The organism is Streptomyces sp. NPDC030296, from assembly GCF_055572815.1.
Genome location: NZ_JBVICQ010000003.1, coordinates 408,334 through 424,445, shown reverse-complemented (window position 1 = coordinate 424,445; position 16,112 = coordinate 408,334). Strand labels below are relative to the sequence as shown.

Annotated in this window: 17 protein-coding genes and 1 pseudogene; 7 read left to right on the top strand and 11 right to left on the bottom strand. The window is 71.5% G+C overall.

Annotated features, from left to right (window positions below; all coding sequences use genetic code 11):
- The first annotated feature begins 312 nt into the window (after positions 1 to 312).
- From ACZ4Z3_RS09945 to ACZ4Z3_RS09930, 4 genes are read left to right on the top strand one after another with little or no spacing between them, the layout of a single operon-like run.
- Positions 313 to 1,386: a substrate-binding domain-containing protein gene (locus ACZ4Z3_RS09945; RefSeq protein WP_468500505.1), complete on the top strand. Its 1,074-nt coding sequence runs from the start codon at positions 313 to 315 to the stop codon at positions 1,384 to 1,386.
- 20 nt (positions 1,387 to 1,406) lie between these two features.
- Positions 1,407 to 2,573 (top strand): toxic anion resistance protein, encoded by a 1,167-nt coding sequence (locus ACZ4Z3_RS09940; RefSeq protein WP_468500504.1) that lies wholly within the window; start codon positions 1,407 to 1,409, stop codon positions 2,571 to 2,573.
- Positions 2,570 to 4,126, top strand: coding sequence for a substrate-binding and vWA domain-containing protein (locus tag ACZ4Z3_RS09935; RefSeq protein WP_468500503.1), 1,557 nt, complete (start codon positions 2,570 to 2,572; stop codon positions 4,124 to 4,126). Before ACZ4Z3_RS09940 ends, ACZ4Z3_RS09935 begins: the two co-directional genes overlap by 4 nt.
- Before the next feature lie 4 nt (positions 4,127 to 4,130).
- Positions 4,131 to 4,715 (top strand): hypothetical protein, encoded by a 585-nt coding sequence (locus ACZ4Z3_RS09930; RefSeq protein WP_468500831.1) that lies wholly within the window; start codon positions 4,131 to 4,133, stop codon positions 4,713 to 4,715.
- 4 nt (positions 4,716 to 4,719) lie between these two features.
- On the opposite strand, the gene ACZ4Z3_RS09925 is transcribed toward ACZ4Z3_RS09930, so the two are convergent.
- The 10 genes from ACZ4Z3_RS09925 to ACZ4Z3_RS09880 form a co-directional block, all read right to left on the bottom strand.
- Positions 4,720 to 5,880, bottom strand: coding sequence for a hypothetical protein (locus ACZ4Z3_RS09925; protein WP_468500502.1), 1,161 nt, complete (start codon positions 5,878 to 5,880; stop codon positions 4,720 to 4,722).
- A gap of 151 nt (positions 5,881 to 6,031) precedes the next feature.
- Positions 6,032 to 6,814, bottom strand: a complete 783-nt coding sequence (locus ACZ4Z3_RS09920) for a PP2C family serine/threonine-protein phosphatase (protein WP_468500501.1) — start codon at positions 6,812 to 6,814, stop codon at positions 6,032 to 6,034.
- Between the two features lies 1 nt (position 6,815).
- Positions 6,816 to 7,577, bottom strand: coding sequence for a vWA domain-containing protein (locus ACZ4Z3_RS09915; RefSeq protein WP_468500500.1), 762 nt, complete (start codon positions 7,575 to 7,577; stop codon positions 6,816 to 6,818).
- An 88-nt stretch (positions 7,578 to 7,665) separates the two neighbouring features.
- Positions 7,666 to 8,808 carry a hypothetical protein gene (locus ACZ4Z3_RS09910; protein WP_468500499.1) on the bottom strand — a complete coding sequence of 381 codons (1,143 nt, stop codon included), beginning with the start codon at positions 8,806 to 8,808 and terminating at the stop codon, positions 7,666 to 7,668.
- Between the two features lie 187 nt (positions 8,809 to 8,995).
- Positions 8,996 to 9,280, bottom strand: coding sequence for a hypothetical protein (locus ACZ4Z3_RS09905; protein WP_468500498.1), 285 nt, complete (start codon positions 9,278 to 9,280; stop codon positions 8,996 to 8,998).
- A gap of 301 nt (positions 9,281 to 9,581) precedes the next feature.
- Complete coding sequence (locus tag ACZ4Z3_RS09900) at positions 9,582 to 10,571, bottom strand: serine/threonine-protein kinase (protein ID WP_468500497.1); 990 nt, start codon at positions 10,569 to 10,571, stop codon at positions 9,582 to 9,584.
- A 269-nt stretch (positions 10,572 to 10,840) separates the two neighbouring features.
- Positions 10,841 to 11,269 carry a DUF7144 family membrane protein gene (locus ACZ4Z3_RS09895; protein WP_468500496.1) on the bottom strand — a complete coding sequence of 143 codons (429 nt, stop codon included), beginning with the start codon at positions 11,267 to 11,269 and terminating at the stop codon, positions 10,841 to 10,843.
- 38 nt (positions 11,270 to 11,307) lie between these two features.
- Positions 11,308 to 11,940, bottom strand: a complete 633-nt coding sequence (locus tag ACZ4Z3_RS09890) for a GAP family protein (RefSeq protein ID WP_468500495.1) — start codon at positions 11,938 to 11,940, stop codon at positions 11,308 to 11,310.
- A gap of 9 nt (positions 11,941 to 11,949) precedes the next feature.
- Positions 11,950 to 12,255 (bottom strand): SHOCT domain-containing protein, encoded by a 306-nt coding sequence (locus tag ACZ4Z3_RS09885; RefSeq protein ID WP_468500494.1) that lies wholly within the window; start codon positions 12,253 to 12,255, stop codon positions 11,950 to 11,952.
- Between the two features lie 92 nt (positions 12,256 to 12,347).
- Complete coding sequence (locus ACZ4Z3_RS09880; protein ID WP_468500493.1) at positions 12,348 to 12,698, bottom strand: hypothetical protein; 351 nt, start codon at positions 12,696 to 12,698, stop codon at positions 12,348 to 12,350.
- Positions 12,699 to 13,122: 424 nt separating this feature from the next.
- Here ACZ4Z3_RS09880 and ACZ4Z3_RS09875 point away from each other — a divergent pair, with 424 nt between their 5' ends.
- The 3 genes and pseudogenes from ACZ4Z3_RS09875 to ACZ4Z3_RS09865 form a co-directional block, all read left to right on the top strand.
- The gene (locus ACZ4Z3_RS09875; RefSeq protein WP_468500492.1) at positions 13,123 to 13,305 is read left to right on the top strand and encodes a hypothetical protein; all 183 of its coding nucleotides are present in this window, start codon (positions 13,123 to 13,125) and stop codon (positions 13,303 to 13,305) included.
- Between the two features lie 367 nt (positions 13,306 to 13,672).
- Complete coding sequence (locus tag ACZ4Z3_RS09870; protein WP_468500491.1) at positions 13,673 to 14,971, top strand: hypothetical protein; 1,299 nt, start codon at positions 13,673 to 13,675, stop codon at positions 14,969 to 14,971.
- A gap of 26 nt (positions 14,972 to 14,997) precedes the next feature.
- Positions 14,998 to 15,309, top strand: a pseudogene (locus ACZ4Z3_RS09865) (SHOCT domain-containing protein); the annotation flags it as partial.
- Positions 15,310 to 15,355: 46 nt separating this feature from the next.
- Here ACZ4Z3_RS09865 and ACZ4Z3_RS09860 read toward each other — a convergent pair.
- Positions 15,356 to 16,087: a Mut7-C RNAse domain-containing protein gene (locus ACZ4Z3_RS09860; protein ID WP_468500490.1), complete on the bottom strand. Its 732-nt coding sequence runs from the start codon at positions 16,085 to 16,087 to the stop codon at positions 15,356 to 15,358.
- Between the last annotated feature and the right edge of the window lie 25 nt (positions 16,088 to 16,112).

Genomic DNA, 16,112 nt, shown 5'->3' with positions numbered 1-16,112 from the left:
CCCCCGGGACGGGCCCGTGAGACGCGGGCGCCCCGGCCTCGCGGCCCCCGGCCCGACGCCGAACACCGTGGCGGCCTCGCCAGCGGAACTTCCCGCTCCCCGCCCCCCGAGGGTGACCACCGGGACGGGCCCGTGAGGCGCGGGCGCCCCACCACGCCCACCGACCACGCCCCCACCCCTCCCCCTCGTAGCCACCCTCCCCCTCCCCCGGAGCGGCGGCGCCCGTTCCGGTTGCGTTCCGGGACGGCGGCTTCACCCCGTGTTCACCCCTGCCGCCCTGGAACGTCGGGTTCCGGGAGCACGCTCCCGGGTGTGAGACGCATCGCAGGGATCGTCCTCGCGGTCCTGCTGATCGGCGGCGTGGTGGCAGCCGTCGTGGCGGGCCGGGACACCGGGGACACGAGCACGGCAACGAAGACCGTGCGAGGAGTGATCGGGTCGGAGAAGGCCGAGTTCTTCGCCGACCCGGAGGTGGTGAAGGCCCTGGCCGCCGAGGGCTACACCGTGAAGACGGAGACATCGGGCTCCTGGGCCATGGACGGGCTGGACCTGAAGGGGTACGACTTCGCCTTCCCCTCCAGCAAGGCCCCCGCCGACGAACTGGCCGAGAAGTACCGGGTACGCGAACCGCTGCCCCGCCCCTTCTACTCACCCCTCGTCGTGGTCGCCCACCGGGGCGCCGCCGAGGTGCTGAGCCGCAACGGGCTGGCCACGCTGGACAAGGACCGCGGCGTGCTCGACATGGACGCCTACCTGAAGGCGGCCGAAGCCGGCCGCACCTGGCAGCAGCTCAAGGGGTCGGAAAGGTACGGCGAGTTGTCGGGGCTGCTCTACATCGCCACGACCGACCCGACCAGCTCCAGCTCGGGGGCCCTCTATCTCGCCGCGGCCTCCAACGTCGCCAACGACGGACGGGTCGTCGCGAACGAGGCGGACATCAAGAGGACCGCGCCCCTCCTGCACGAGCTGATCAGCGTCCAGGGCGCTCAGCAGCCGAGCAGCGACGCGGCGTTCCGCGACTTCGTCAGCGGAGTCGGCAATCCGCTCGTCCTCGTCTACGAGTCCCAGGTCGCCGCGCTGCTCGCCGACGGCCAGAAGGTCGACGGCCTGGTCGTCCTCTACCCGGACACCACCGTCAACAGCGACCACACCGTCGTACCCGTCACCGACGAGGGCCGCGCCCTCGGTGAACTGCTCGGCACGGACCCGGAGTTGCGCCGCCTGGCGGCCCGGCACGGGTTCCGGCCGCAGGGCTCGGCGAAGGAGTTCACGGCGGCGACGGCCGGCCTCACCACGTATCTGACGCCTCGGCTCACCGTCCGGCAGGCGCCCGTGCCCACCTCCGAGGTGCTGCACGAGATGGCGCGCCGGGCGCGGGGCCGCTGAACCACGGGGGAACACCACTCATGACAACGGAAGACAGCTTCACCCTCACCCCGCCCGAGCCGGTCGCGGCCGTACCCCGGGAGAAGGCCGGCGGCCTGGTGCCGGTCGAGGAGTCCGTACGGTCGGACATGGCCAGGAAGGCCGAGGAGTACGTCCGCTCGCTGGCCGCGCTCGACGCCCGGTCGCCGGAGTTCGCGGGGAAGGTCGGGGAGATCGCGGCGCTCGGCGCGGGCGAGATGCGCACCGCCGCCGCACAGTCCAACCGCATGCTGGAGCGGACCGTCCGCAGCCTGCCCGACAAGGGCGGGGACGCCCAGTCGCAGGTCGCCGGCTCGCTCGTCGAACTGCGGCGCGTGGTCGAGGACCTGGACCCGCGGGACCTGCCCACCGGCAAGGGCCGCAAGCTCCTGTCCCGGCTGCCGGGCGGCAACCGGCTGCGGGACCACGTCGCCAAGTACGCCACCGCGCAGGGCACCCTGAACCGCATCGTGGGGTCACTGCGTGGCGGACAGGACGAACTGCGCCGGGACAGCGCCGCGTTGCAGACGGAGCGGGTCCGCCTGTGGGAGACCATGGGCAAGCTCCAGGAGTACGTGGTCCTGACCGAGGCCCTGGACACGGCCGTCGAGGCGCACATCGCCGCCGCCGACCCGCAGCAGGCCGACACCCTGCGCGCCGACGTCCTCTTCCCCGTCCGGCAGAAGCACCAGGACCTGCTCACCCAGCTGGCCGTCTGCGCCCAGGGCTATCTGGCCATGGACGTCGTCCGCCGCAACAACGAGGAACTGATCAAGGGCGTCGACCGGGCCGCCACGACCACGGTCTCGGCGCTGCGCATCTCCGTGATGCTGGCCTCCGCCCTCGACACACAGCGCAAGGTCGTCGACCAGGTCAACGCGTTGCGCGGCACCACCGAGGACCTGGTCCGCGGCAACGCCGAGATGCTCGCCACCCAGAGCGGCGAGATCCAGCGCATCGCCGCCGACCCGGCCGTCGGCGCGGAGACGCTCCGCTCGGCCTTCCAGCAGATCTACCGCACCCTCGACACCATCGACACGTACAAGGCGCAGGCCACGGAGACCATGGCCGCGACGGTGGAGTCCCTGACGGCCGAACTCCAGCACGCGGGACGCCACTTGGAGCGCAGCCGCTCGCAGGGCGCCCTCGAAGGGGGTGGCCTCGTATGAGACGGACCCTCTCGGCCTCCCGCGGCACCGCCGCGGCCCTCGCCCTGGCCCTGGCGGCGGCCGGATGCACGACCGCCACCGGCACCCCCTCCGATCCGAACACCTACGTCCCCGGCACCCTGCGCGTCCTCGCCTCCAGTGAACTCGCCGACATGAAGCCGGTGCTGGAGCGGGTCGAGAAGGACACGGGCCTCCGGGTGCGGCCCACCTACATGGGCACCCTGGACGCCGTGGAACTGCTCGCCGGGGGCCGGGCGAAGGACGTGTACGACGCCGTCTGGCTGTCGTCCAACGACTATCTGCGGCTGCGCCCGGACGCGGCGAAGCAGGTCGTGTCCGAGACACCGGTGATGTCCAGCCCGGTGGCGATCGGTGTGAAGGAGGCGACCGCGCGGAAGCTGGGCTGGAAGCCGGACCGCGTCTCCTGGTCGGACATCGAGAAGGCCGTCGCGGACGGCGACCTCACGTACGGCATGACGGACCCGGCCCGCTCCAACTCCGGTTTCTCCACGCTCGTCTCGGTGGCCTCCGGGCTCTCCGACGCGCAGGCCGCGCTCACCGACGCGGACGTGGCGCGGGCGACGCCCCGGCTGAAGGAGTTCTTCCAGGGGCAGAAGCTGACGTCGGGCTCGTCGGGCTGGCTGGCGGCGGCCTACGACCGGCGCGGTGACGTCGACGCGCTGCTCAACTACGAGTCGGTGCTGAAGGCGCGGAAGGACCTGACGGTGATCCGCCCCCGCGACGGGGTCGTCACCGCCGACTACCCGCTCTCCTCCCTCGCGTCGACCGGCAAGGACGTCCGCGACGACGTACGCCGCCTCACCGACGCCCTGCGCGCCCCGGACACCCAGCGGCTGATCACCGAGAAGACCCTGCGCCGCCCGGTCGTCCCCTCGGTCCGCCCGGCCGCCGGCCTCGACACCACCCGGCGCCGTGAACTCCCCTTCCCCGGCAGCCGTTCCGTCGCCGACGGACTCCTCGACGCGTACGAGAACGAGCTGCGCCGCCCGTCGAGGACCGTGTACGTCCTCGACACCTCCGGCTCCATGGAGGGCGACCGCCTGGACCGGCTGAAGGAGGCCCTCACCGAGCTGACCGGGGACTTCCGGGACCGGGAGGAGGTCACGCTGATGCCGTTCGGGTCGGGGGTCAAGAGCGTGCGGACCCATGTGGTCCGGCCGTCGGACCCGAAGGCGGGCCTCGACGGCATCCGCGCCGACACCCGCGGGCTCTCCGCCTCCGGCGACACCGCCATCTACACCTCGCTGCGCAAGGCGTACGAGCACCTCGGCGCCGCCGACCGGGACACGTTCACCTCGATCGTGCTGATGACGGACGGCGAGAACACCGAGGGCGCGAGCCCCGCGGACTTCGACGCCTTCTACCAGGGGCTGCCCGCCGCCGAGCAGCGCGTCCCCGTCTTCCCGATCCTCTTCGGCGACTCCGACAGGGACGAACTGGAGCACATCGCCGACCTGACCGGCGGCCGCCTCTTCGACGCCCAGCAGGGCTCGCTGGACGGCGCCTTCGAGGAGATCCGTGGCTACCAGTAGGTTCATGGCGTACGTCGAGTCCCGCAAGAACCTCACCGGCAGCGTCCTCGGGGTGGCGGGGCTCGGACTGACCTTCGCGGGGCTCGCGGGCCCGTACTGGCCGGTCGTGGTCGCCGGGTTGTACGGCGCGGGCGCGCTGCTCGCCCCGCCGGAGCGCCCGCCGGTGCCCGACTTCCCGGACCCGTCCGCCCAGCTCGACGAGGTCCGCGCCGACTTCGCCCGGCTGGGCGGCTACCTCGCCGGCATCGAGCTGCCGCCCGCGGCCGCCGGGCGCCTCACCGAGTTGACGGAGCTGCTGACGGCCCTCCTCGACCCCGGCTGGGTCGCCGAGCTCCTCGGCCAGGACCCCGAGGGCCTCCACACGCTGTCGCGGGCGGTGCGGCAGGACGTGCCCGAGGCCGTCGACACCTACGTCCGCACCCGCTGGTGGACCCGTCTGACGCCGGGCACGGAACCCCCCGAGCGCCATCTGGAACGCCAGCTGACCCTGCTGCACGACGAGTTGCAGCGGCTGGCGGCGGCCCTGCGCGACACGGAGGCCCGGCGGCAGGAGTCGCACACCCGGTACCTGGAGGACCGCTCCGGCTGAGCACTCAGCCGATGTTCGCCAGAATCACGATCAGCAGCACCACCGCGAGCACCACGCCCAGCACCTTCAGGCCGGCGTACGGGGACGGGGGCTGGTCCGGTGTGGGCGGCGTTCCCGGGACCTGGGCCGGTCGGGGTCCGTTGAACACGTCGTGCCCGGTCACGGAGACCCGCGTGCACCAGGGGCAGGTCGGCAGGTGGGAGCCGTACGTGTGCAGGGGCCGTACCGTGCACGACCGCACCTGCCCACGCTCCTTGTCGAGGGCGCGCAGCCATGCCTCGGCCGGGGGCCGGGCGGTGGGGGTCTGGACGCCGGGGCCGAAGGCGGCCCTGGCGAGGGTGAGGAGTTCGGGCGGCAGGACGGAGGGGTCGACGGTGCCGCGCGGGATGATGACCATCTCGGGGCGGACGACGTAGGAGATGCTCGCGGCGATGTTGTCCTTGACGGTCGACTCGGAGGTGCTCTCGTGGGGGACGCCGCCGAAGGGGTGGTTGCCCGCGGTGAGCAGCTGGTAGACGAGGACGGCGAGGGCGAAGTCGTCGCTCTGCCGGGTGGCGGGGCCGCCGGCCTGCCGCTCGGGGGCCGAGTAGTCGGTGGTGTGCATCAGGCAGGGGAACAGCTCGCCGGTGGCCGGGTCGGTGAAGGCGATGGAGTCGCAGTCGAGGAAGGTGACGAAGCCGTTGCCGTCGACGACGACGTTGCTGCTGGAGAAGTCGCCGATGACGAGGTTGTCGTAGTGCATGCGGGCCGTCATGAACGCGAGGTTCCAGGCGACGCCGAGCAGGAACCGCCAGTCGGCCCGGTCCGGGAACAGCTTCAGCCGCTGGACGCGGGTGAACAGGCCGACGAGCTGCACGTGCTGGGGTTCGCCGAACCGGCGCATCGCGTATCCGAGGAACTCGCCGTTCGTGCCGCGTGCCATCGCCGTCGGCCAGGCCAGCTCGGGCGGCTGGTTGGCGTCGGTGGGGCGGGCGGCCAGCGGGGACATGGTGAGCATGCGGGCCAGTCGCCGTTCCTGGTCGGGGCCCGGCGGGTCCCGGTAGATCTTGACGACGATCCCCGCGTCGCCCTCCACGGGGAACACGGCCGCCTGCCCGCCGCCTTTGAGGGGCTGCTCGGCGAGGGTGACCGCCTTGCCGTCGAGGAAGACCCTGCGGCCGCTCATGGCCGTACCTCCGAGTGCTCTCTGGGGCGGACCGGCGTCGGCCGCGGCCCCGGCGCCGCCCGTCCTACGAGCCGCGCCGACGTCGACCGACCGGACCGCCGTGGGTGGTTGTCCGGGCCGCCGGCCCGCCGGGGCCGGCCGGTTTCCGCGGTCATCCGCGGCTCGTGCGGACGGCTCGCAGCAGGGTTTTGTCGTCGGCGTTCAGGGCGGTGAGGCGGTCGGAGCGCAGGAGGGCGGCGAGCTTGCCGTCGGCGTCGTCCGGCGCGGTGTCGAGGGAGCGGAAGACGGCGTCCGCGAAGGACGTGTTCGGGGACTGGGCGCCGCCGGCCGTGCGGTTGAGCATGGCCTGCGCGAGGCCGTCCGTGGAGAGCAGCACTCCGTCGATGCCGTCGTCGGAGAGGCACTCGGTGTGCGTCCAGCGCGCCGCGTCCGGCGAGGTCAGGAACACCGTTTCGTTGCTGTACTCGCTGACCGCCGCCGCCTGCGGCAGCAGATGGAACTGCCGCTCCCCGTCCTCGGTCCCGGCCCGTACGACGACGAACCCGTCCCCGACGGTCAGGTGCCCCAGCCAGCCTGGCGCCAGCACCACCACGGTGAGGGTGGTGGCGAAGTCGGGCGCGTCACTGCCCGTACGGTCCAGGAAGTCGTCGCTGACGTCCTGCAACGCGTCCCGCAGCAGCTCGTGCACGGCCTCGCCGGGCTGTACCTCCATGGCCGCGCCGGCCCGCCGCGCGAAGTGCTCGGCGGCCAGTTTCACCGCCAGCCGGGAGCCCTCCTCCGAGCGTGGCCGGCTCCCGGCGCCGTCGGCGACGGCGAGGACGGCGACGGCGGAGGTGACGACCCAGCCGCAGGCGTCCTGGCAGGGCAGGCCCTGCCGCCGGTGCCGGTACCCCTCGACGCTGAGCCCGTGGATGCGCCACGACGGGACGGTCACGTCACGCCTCCCAGGCGGGGCGCTGCGTCTTGAACTGGCTGAAGATCTTCTCGAACACCTCGTCCCCCGCCCCCTTCTGCTCGGCGTTGGCGCTGGCGGACATCATCTGGAGCAGCTCCCGGAACGGGAATCCCTGCAACCGCGCGTTGAACTTGGGTGCGAACGCCTGCAGCACCTGCTCCCCGCGGTCCGTGATGCCGCCCACCCCGATGGCGTACAGCCGGAACCGGCGGGACCGCTGCTCGTCGGCGAGGACGGGTATCAGCCGTTGCCAGGAGTCGGTGAGGTGACCGGTCGGGTCGGTGGGCAGCCCGTCGGTGACGAGGCAGATCTGCGGCCGGTAGTACTGGAGTCCGGACGCCCGCAGCTCCGCCTTGCGCGCCGCGACGATGTGCATGGACAGCTCCAGCGCCTCGGTCATCAGGGTGACCCCGGCGGCCGTCAGCTGCGGTGCCTGGAAGGCGTGCGCGGGGATGAAGGGACTCGTGCGGGTACGTGGGTCGAGCAGTTGGGGCCCGCGCCAGGCGCCGACGCCCTGGCCGCCGAAGGTGACGACGGCGACCTCCACGCTGTAGCTGAGGCTGACGTCGTCGTGGAGTTCGCGGGTCCACTCGGCGAGCGCGTTGTTCAGCGCCTGGATCGGCGCGCCCGCCATGGAACTGGATGTGTCGAGGCACAGCACGAGCGGCATGCGCTGGGCGTTGTTCTCGAACTCGATGTCGGCGTACTCCGCCGGCAGGGTGGGCGGGTATTCGCTGTGCATCGCTGGTCCCCCTGATGTTTCCGTTTCGTGCGCGGTACGCGTGCGGGTGAGGCGTGGGTGTGGGGCTCGGGGTGACGGGTGTCGTGCCTTAGCGGGGGGTGCCCTTGGCGTGGCGGGCGGCGGGCGGGAAGGCGTACAGGACGTCGGAGTCGCGTTCGGGTGCCTCGGCGACGTCGACGAGCCCACCGGGCGCGGGCGGCGGCCGTCCCGCCTCGGCCCACACCGCCCGGTAGAGCACCCGGTCGAGTTCGACGTAGCCCTGTGGGTGCAGTTCGGTGCGGACCACGGCGGTACGGGTGTGGGCGGGGCGGGCGCTCACCTGACGTCCGTGGCGCGCGGTGGGCGCGACGCGCAGTCGGGTGGTGCTCTCGTCGCCGTCGTGTGCGGCCTGGGTGGGGGCCTGCCCGTCGCCGCCGCGTGCGGCGCCATGGGTGGGCGACCGCCCGTCGGCGGGCCGCGGCTCACGGCGGCGCGCGCCGCCTCCCGGTGGCATGGCGGCGAGCCGCCCGGAGGCCGTGCGATGCCCGACGGCGACGGGGCCGCGCGAGCGGCGGATCACGACGGCGAAGGCGAGAAGCAGCAGCACGAGCAGCAGTCCCATCCAGAGAGCGGCCCAGGAGGTGCTGTCCCCGGCGGCCTCGGTGTCCCCACCGCCGGCCTGCGCGGTGTCGTCCTTGGCGTCCTTGCCGTCGTCGCCCCGGCCGTTCTTGCTGTCCTCGTCGTTGGGGTTGCCGGAGGTGGTGGCCGGGTCGGTGGTCACGCTCTCGACGGTGAAGACGTGGGTCTCGGGGTCGGCGGCGAGCCCCTTGTCGATGAACTGCTTGCCGGTGAGCTTGTTCTTGACGGTTTCGCACAGATCGTTGTCGTCGCGACAGACCCCGGCGTTCCTCAGCTCGCTCCGCGCTTCCGGCGGCAGCGGGTCGATAGTGGCATCGGGATGCACGAGACGGCCTTCGGCCATGAGGAGCAGGGCGGTGCCGCCCTCGCCGGTCGATATGCCCTCGGGTACCTGTACGACCAGCGGATTGGTGTCCTCGTACAGCTTCTTGAGGCTCTCATGCTCCTGTTGGCTGAGCTTTTCGAAGTCCAGCGGGCCTTCGAGTGTGATGACGACGGCGCCCCGGGAGATCACATCGCCTCCGCACGTCACCTTCTCGCCGAAGGTGTCGCCGCAGGAGTCGGCCGCGGCGACCGGTGACATCAGCGGCACCGCGGCGACCAACACCCCCATGAGTACAGCGAAAGAGGACAAACGCCTGACGGCACCCATCGCACCAACCCCCCGTGGCCTGAAAGGCACGCCCCCGCGGCCCTGAAAGACCCGTCCCATACTGGAGCAGGCAACGGGGTGGCCGGAAGGGTTTGGAGAATTCCACCGGGCGACTTCCGGCAATTGTCGATCGCTTTGCGTTTCACTTCTACAACTTGAACACCTGGTGACAACGACTGAACATCTGCCGCGCCCGTTCCACCCAATCATTGGCCAACACATCGAAGTCGGCCTGGGTGATGCGACAGGTCAGCGGAAGATCACAGACCCCGGCGAGGCAAGGACGCGGCCCCCGTACGTCCCACACGGACAGCATGGGGTTCAGTTGTTCGGTATTCCACGCGTTCGAAGCGGCGGCGGCGATGGCGAGTTGGTCCTGCCGCAGGAAATGCCCGTCCGTGGCGAACGCGACGAGGAGTTTCTTGGTCGTCATGAATCTGACCGTGACCGTCCGCCCCGCCTCACGGAGATCGAATTGCAGGGAGACGGACACGGTGTCGTGGACCGTGTGGTAATTCCGCCGCGCCACCCAGTTCTGCACGAGTTGCCGCCAGTGCGTCCCGAGGTCGAAGATCTCGGCCCGCCCCGCATACGACTCACGACCGGAATAGGAGTCCCGGCCGGGGTGGGAGTCACGGCCGGGGTAGGAGTCCCGGCCCGGGCTGGGATACGAATCTCGGCCGGGGTACGAGTCCCTGCCGGGGCCGGGGTAGGAGTCCCGGTTCGGGTAGGAGTCAGGCACCGTCACGGACCACCGCCTCGGCGACCATGGCATCGGTCAACCCGGCGTCCAGCAGCGCCTGGGCGTGCAGCAGCAGACAGGAGGGCACGGACTCGCTGGTGGTGCGCCGCAGGTGGCGTTCCTTCAGCTCCTCGTACCGCACCTCGATGGTCCGGGCGACCTGGGGCGGCGGCCAGGCGGCCACCGTGGGCTGCTCCATGACCAACTCCGCCAGGATCTCCGCGAGTTGCGGGCGGTGTTCGGGCCGCTTGGCCAGGCAGCGCGTGATGAGGGGCCGCAGCCCCTCCGGGACACCGTCGAGCTGCGGCTTCCCTCGTACGACCTCGGCCCGCACCCCTTCCCCGCCGCCGTGCGGGGGACGCCCGGTGAGCGCGTACACGAGCACGCCGCCCAGGGAGAAGATGTCACTGGGCGGCCCGACAGCGGCGCCGCGAATCTGCTCCGGCGACATGAACGGCGGTGTGCCGACGACGACGCCGACACGGGTCAGCCCGGGGGCACCGTCCACGCGGGAGATGCCGAAGTCGATGACGCGGGGGCCGTCGCTCGCCAGCAGGACGTTCGCGGGCTTGAGGTCGCGGTGGACGACCTTGGCGGCGTGGATGGCCTGGAGTGCCTCGACGAGCCCGGCGCCGAGGGGGCGCACCTGGGCCTCGGGGAGGGGCCCGTCCGCGCGGACCGCCTCGGCGAGGGAGGGGCCGGGGACGTACAGGGTGGCCAGCCAGGGCAGTTCGGCGTCAGGGTCCGCGTCGACGACGGCGGCGGTGTACGCGCCGCTGACCACGCGGGCGGCGGCGACCTCCCGCGCGAAACGTTCACGGAACTCGGGTTCCGCGGCGAGTTCCGGTCGGGCGACCTTGACCGCGACCTCGCGGCCGGCGGGCGACCGGCCGAGATAGACCCAGCCCATCCCTCCGGAGCCGAGCCGGCCCACTATCTTGTACGGGCCGATCTTCATGGGGTCACTTACGGGTGTACGCACCCCCGGCTCACCTCATTTCGGGGTTCGGTGCGGATGTCCCGTAGTGTCCCGCGATTTCCCCCGCGGGGCAGCCGTTTTGCCCCGCACCGCCCGTACCTGTTCACCGCGGAGGGGCCACACCCCACGCGACGCACGCGACGCGCCTGGGGCCGACATGACGCCCGCCGCGGGCTCCGGCAGGACTCAGACGACATTCCGGAGGACTCAGGCGGTGAAGAAGCGCGCGAGCAGGCGTCGGAAGAAGTGGGCACCCCTACGCCCCCAGCCCCTCACCTCCCCCGAGGCTGCGCCGTGCACAGGGCCCAGATGATGAAGCCGTAGACCGCTATCAGGACGAGTGACCAGACCGGGTAGTACGGGAGGGTCAGGAAGCTGGTGATGAGGAGTAGGCCCGCGAGCAGGACCCCGACCGCGCGGGCCCAGGTCCGGCCGTTGAAGAGGCCGGCGCCGGCCACCACGGCCAGGGCGCCGAGCAGCAGATGGATCCAGCCCCACCCGGTCGTGTCGAACCTGAACACGTAGTTCGGGGTGTTGACGATGATGTCGTCGTCGGCGATGGCCACGATGCCGCGCAGCACATCGAGGGTCCCTCCGATCATCAACATGACCGCGCCGAACGCCACCAGCCCGCCGGCCCATGACGCGGAGCGCTGGTGGGACCGGGACGAGGACCGGCGTGCATGTGTCGTCTGAGTCATGGTGTGTCTCCCTGTCACTTGAATGTGGTTCACCGGTGTCAGGCGAGGATCAGGATGATGAAGACCACGCACACGATGATGTTCACGAGCCAGCTGTGCGTGTTCGTCCAGTCGCGGATCTTGGGCATGGCCCCTTCCGCGTGATGACCGAACAGCATCCGGATCAGCAGCGGTAGCGCCGCGACGAGGACGGTCAAGCCGATGAACGGCAGCGCCGCGACGAACGACGCGTGGGAGTGGATCAGGTTGACGCCCACGGTCATCATGATCACGAGGTCGGACGGCATCACCAGGATGACCATCAGCCCGACCTTGAACGCCTTGCGCGGGTCCGCGTTCATCAACGTGCCGAGCCACTTGGGCGGTTCGACGCTCTCGCGTTTGATCCAGTTCTTCAGCACGGCCGCGGCCAGAAGCGCCACCAGCACGTACTGGACGATGTGGCCGACGGAGCCGTTGTCGGAGGGGTCACCGAAGTCGACGACGTTGTCGAGAGCGGCCGCGAGGCCCATCATGACGGCCACGCCCGCCGTCGTCGCGAGGGTGATGCCGGCCAGGAACCCCAGGGACACCGGTACCGCTCTCGGCGTCGTCACGAAGATGATGGCCGAGATGATCTGCGGCCCGACCATCATGGTGATCGCGAGCGGAAGAATCTGAAGTCCGTCCATGACTGGGCGTCACCCGTTGAGAACGGCGCGCTTCTGCTCTTGGAACTCCTCCTCGGTCAGCACCCCTCGCGCCTTCAGCTCGCCCAACTCCTTCAACTGGTCGACCTTGTCCGCCGAGGACAGCGCCGAGGACTGAGTCGCGGGTTGTGGAGCCTCCTGCGCCACGTACGGAGCGGGGGCCGACCGAGGTGTGTATTGCTGGGCGTCCTGCAGGGCCCACCGGCCCGCCTGACGCCGGGACACACGGTTCGACACCGCCGTCGCCGTGCCCGCGACGGCGGCGGTGCGGGCTACGCCGCGCATGAGACCTGGCATGGTCGGCACCTCCTGCTGTGCTCTGCGTACTGTCACGAACCGGTGCCCAGACCGGTCTCGGCCCGGCCCCGGCCCCGGCCCCGGCCCCGGTCTCAACGTCGGCCTCCACCGAGTCCAGCGCCGCGACGAGGTCCTGGACGGGGATCCTTCCGACGGCCACCAACCGGGCGCCGTTGCCGCAGCGCGCGGGCGAAGGGCGCGGCCCAGCGGTTCTCGTACATCAGGATGGCGGCCGTGCTGCCGGCCCCGATCGTCTGCCCGACCTCTTCGATGTCGTCCTGACCGAGCAGTCCCGAAGTCGCGCCCTCGAGCACCGTGAGCCCCGTGTCCATGTCCCGGCTCAGCTCGACGATGTCGACCGCCGCCACGGAACCGTCCTCGCCCTCGCGGACGGTGGGCGGGGCCGGGGGTGCGATGACGTCCCCGTCAGGCACACCCACCATGCGGCACACCCACCATGTCCGACGTTTCCGGCGCCCCGGCACACCAGCCGCGTCCGTCCGGCGTTCCCGGCGGGTCCCGGTCGCTTCCCCTCCGACACCACGGCGCCCTCATCCAGTGCACCACCCACCGCCAGGATCCGCATATCGGTCCCCTTCGGCGGCGTGACCCGCGGCGGAGCAGGGCCGGCACAGGGCGGACGGCACTCGCCATGCGTCACCCGACCAGCCTGGCTAAAGTGGTCAAGTCCGGAAACACATGCCGAAAAACATCGCCGATGGGTCGTGATCGACGACGGATCGGATGGCAACCATGACCGCGCAACCGTCACCCCCCCAGGAGACCAGCCCCCTCCCCCGCAGCACCCCAGACACGGATGCGGCGACACCGAGCGGGGCGGCGGACCGCGCTGTCACCCACCACGCCGTGACACTCGACGTGTTCGGTGCCCGTATCGAACTGCTCCCACCCGACCAACTCGCCTTCCTCGCGGGCGTCGGCGTCCTGGCGGCGTGCGAGATCATCGAGTGGCCGGTGGCGCTGGTCCTGGCCGTGGGACACCAACTGGCCCACAGCCATCACGACCGGACGCCGCGCGAGTTCGGCTAGGCCCTGGAAGAGGCGTGAGGCACCGCCCCCGACCTGCTCGCCCAGCCCGCCCGACCTGCTCGCCCCGACCGACGTACCCGGCCCACCACCGCCAAGCCGGCTGACTCGGCCCGCCGCGGCGACCGCCGACGACGACGAAGCCGCCGACAGCCGGCAGCACGCCCCCTCCCCTGCCGTACCCCTGCCCCTTGCCCCCTGCCGCTCCTCCCCAGCACCCGCGAGCCCACCGTCACCCCCACCCCATCCACACCCCCGCCCAGCCCTGCACTCAGCCGAGTGCCCGTCCGCCAAGGGGAGTTCCATGGCTTCTTCCGGTGGCTCTTCATCGGCTTCCGAAGGTGCCGGCCGTCCGACCGGCGAACCTCCGTTGAGTGCCGCGGAACGCGACGAGTACGAACGGCTGCGCAAGGCCGCCCACGGCCGCCACCGGCGTCTGCGGTACGCGGCCACCTCCGTACTGCTGCTCGTGGCCTTCCTGTTGGCGCCGCTCGCCGTGGTCGCCGCCTGGGTGGACTCCGAGGTGTCGGACACCGACCGGTACGTCCAGACCGTCGCCCCCATCGCGACGAAACCCTCCGTCCAGAACGCCGTGACCGACCGGCTCACCAAGCGCGTGGTCGACAGCGTCGACGTCGCCGCCTTCACCGACGCCATCGGACGGACCCTGCAGAGGGACGGGGCGCCACCCCCGGTGGTCCAGGGCGCGGAAGCGCTCACCGGACCGCTCAAGAGCGCGCTCAACTCGGCAGTGCACTCCGTCGTGAACAGGGTGGTGACCAGCGATCAGTTCGCCGAGGTGTGGGACAACGCCAACCGGCGGGCCCACGCCGCCGTGGTCAAGGTCCTCACCGGCGAGGGTGACAGCGCGATCCAGGCCGGCACCGACAGCATCGACCTGAATATCGGCACCCTCGTCGACGAGGTCAAGAAAGAGCTGGTGAACGCGGGTTTCGATCAGGCGTCGAAGATTCCTGACGTCGACAAGAAGGTCACCCTGCTGAAGACCGACAAACTCAACGAGGCCCAGGACGCCATGCGCCTGCTGGACGTGGTCGGCACCTGGCTCCCCGTCCTGGTGCTCGTCCTGTCGGCGCTCGCCATCTGGAGCGCGCCCAGGCACCGCGTGGCGCTGATGGCGACGGCGATCGGCATCGGGATCATGATGATCGTGCTGCTCGTCGGCCTCGCCGTGATGCGGTCGGTCTATCTGGACTCCGTCCCGTCGAGCGTCCTGCCGAAGAACGCCGCGGCCGACATCTACGACACCTTCATCCGCTTCCTCAAGAACAGCACCGTCACGGTCCTGGTCATCGCGGTGATCACGGCGTTGGCCGCTTACCTGTACGGCCCCTCGCGCCCTGCCCGGTGGGTCAGGGGGGCGGCCGCGAAGGGGACCGGCGCCACCGGGCGGGCCATGGCGCGCCGCGGACTGCGCACCGGCGAGGCGGGCCGCTGGCTGGCCGCCCACGTCACGTGGACCACCGGTATCGCCATCGGCGGCGGCGCGCTCGCCCTGGTGCTGTGGAACTACCCCACCCCCGGGGCGGTGGCGCTCGTCCTCGGCGTCGTCGTCCTCGTACTGATCATCCTGGGCATGCTCGCGGCGGCCTCCGGCCCGGGGCGACACCCGCCCGCCGACGGCCGGTCGGCGCCGACCCCCGGCTGACGCCGGCCCACCCGCAGGCGTACGCGGTCGCCGACATCTTCCGGGACGACGGGCTCGGCGGCTGGGCCCAGACGGGCTGGCTGGTCTTCGCGCTCGTCCTGCCGGTCCTGGGCGTCTTCGTCTACGTCGTGGCCCGGGGCAAGGACATGGGCCGGCGTGAACAGGACCACGTCCGGGCCAAGTTGCGGGAGACGGACCAGTACGTCCGCGAGACCGTCGGCACCGCCGGCCCCACCGACGAGGCGGAGCAGCTCGCCAAGCTCTCCGAGATCCGGGCCAAGGGCGACATCACCGACGAGGAGTACCGCCGGGCCAAGGAGATGGTCCTCCACCACTGACGCCACACGGACGCCACCGCCGGCCCGGCACGGGCGCCACCCTCGCTCAACCCGCCTGGGTACGCGTCCTCAACGCCTCTCGCACGATCGCCTCCAACTGCTCGTGGTGCGCGCCCTTCCAGTACGCGCGCCCGCAGTCGCCGCACTGCGCGAACACGTCGTACGACCGCTGCGTGCCGTGCTCCAGGCGGTCGGCGACCTCTTCCTTCGTGGCCGGTCTCAGCAGTCCGTTGCAGGCGGTGCAGCGGGTCCACGGCCGCAGCTCCGGCGCGAAGCGCTCCAGTACGTCGCTCAGTTGCTCGTCCGGCTGTGTGCTGTAGACGTACGCCCCCGCCCACAGCTCCCGCCGCCGCAGCAGCCCCCGGTCGCGGCTGAGCATCACACGCCGCTCGGCGGCGGAGCGCGTGGCGAGCGCCGGGTCGCCGATGTCGGTCGACTCGTACGCCGTGTCGACGCCGAGCAGCCGGAGCCGCCGCGCGAGCGTCCCGAGGTGGACGTCCAGGAGGAAGCGGAGCGGGGCGCCCGGTACGCGCTGGGGGCGCTCGACCGGACGTACGGTCACGGACTCACCGGCCGCCGGCACGTGCGACACCGGCACCTCGCGGCCATCCACGACCAGCTTCCCGACCTCCGTCAGCGGGACACCCAGCGACTCGACGACATGGCCGAGCGTGGAGACTCCGTCCGTGGCGAGGGCGGTCGCGCCCCGGCGGCGGTGGTGCGGCACGAACAGGGCCAGCTGGGGAGCGACTTCGACGTGGATCTCGGGACCGTTCACCTGGTCAGGATGGCATGGCGGAGGG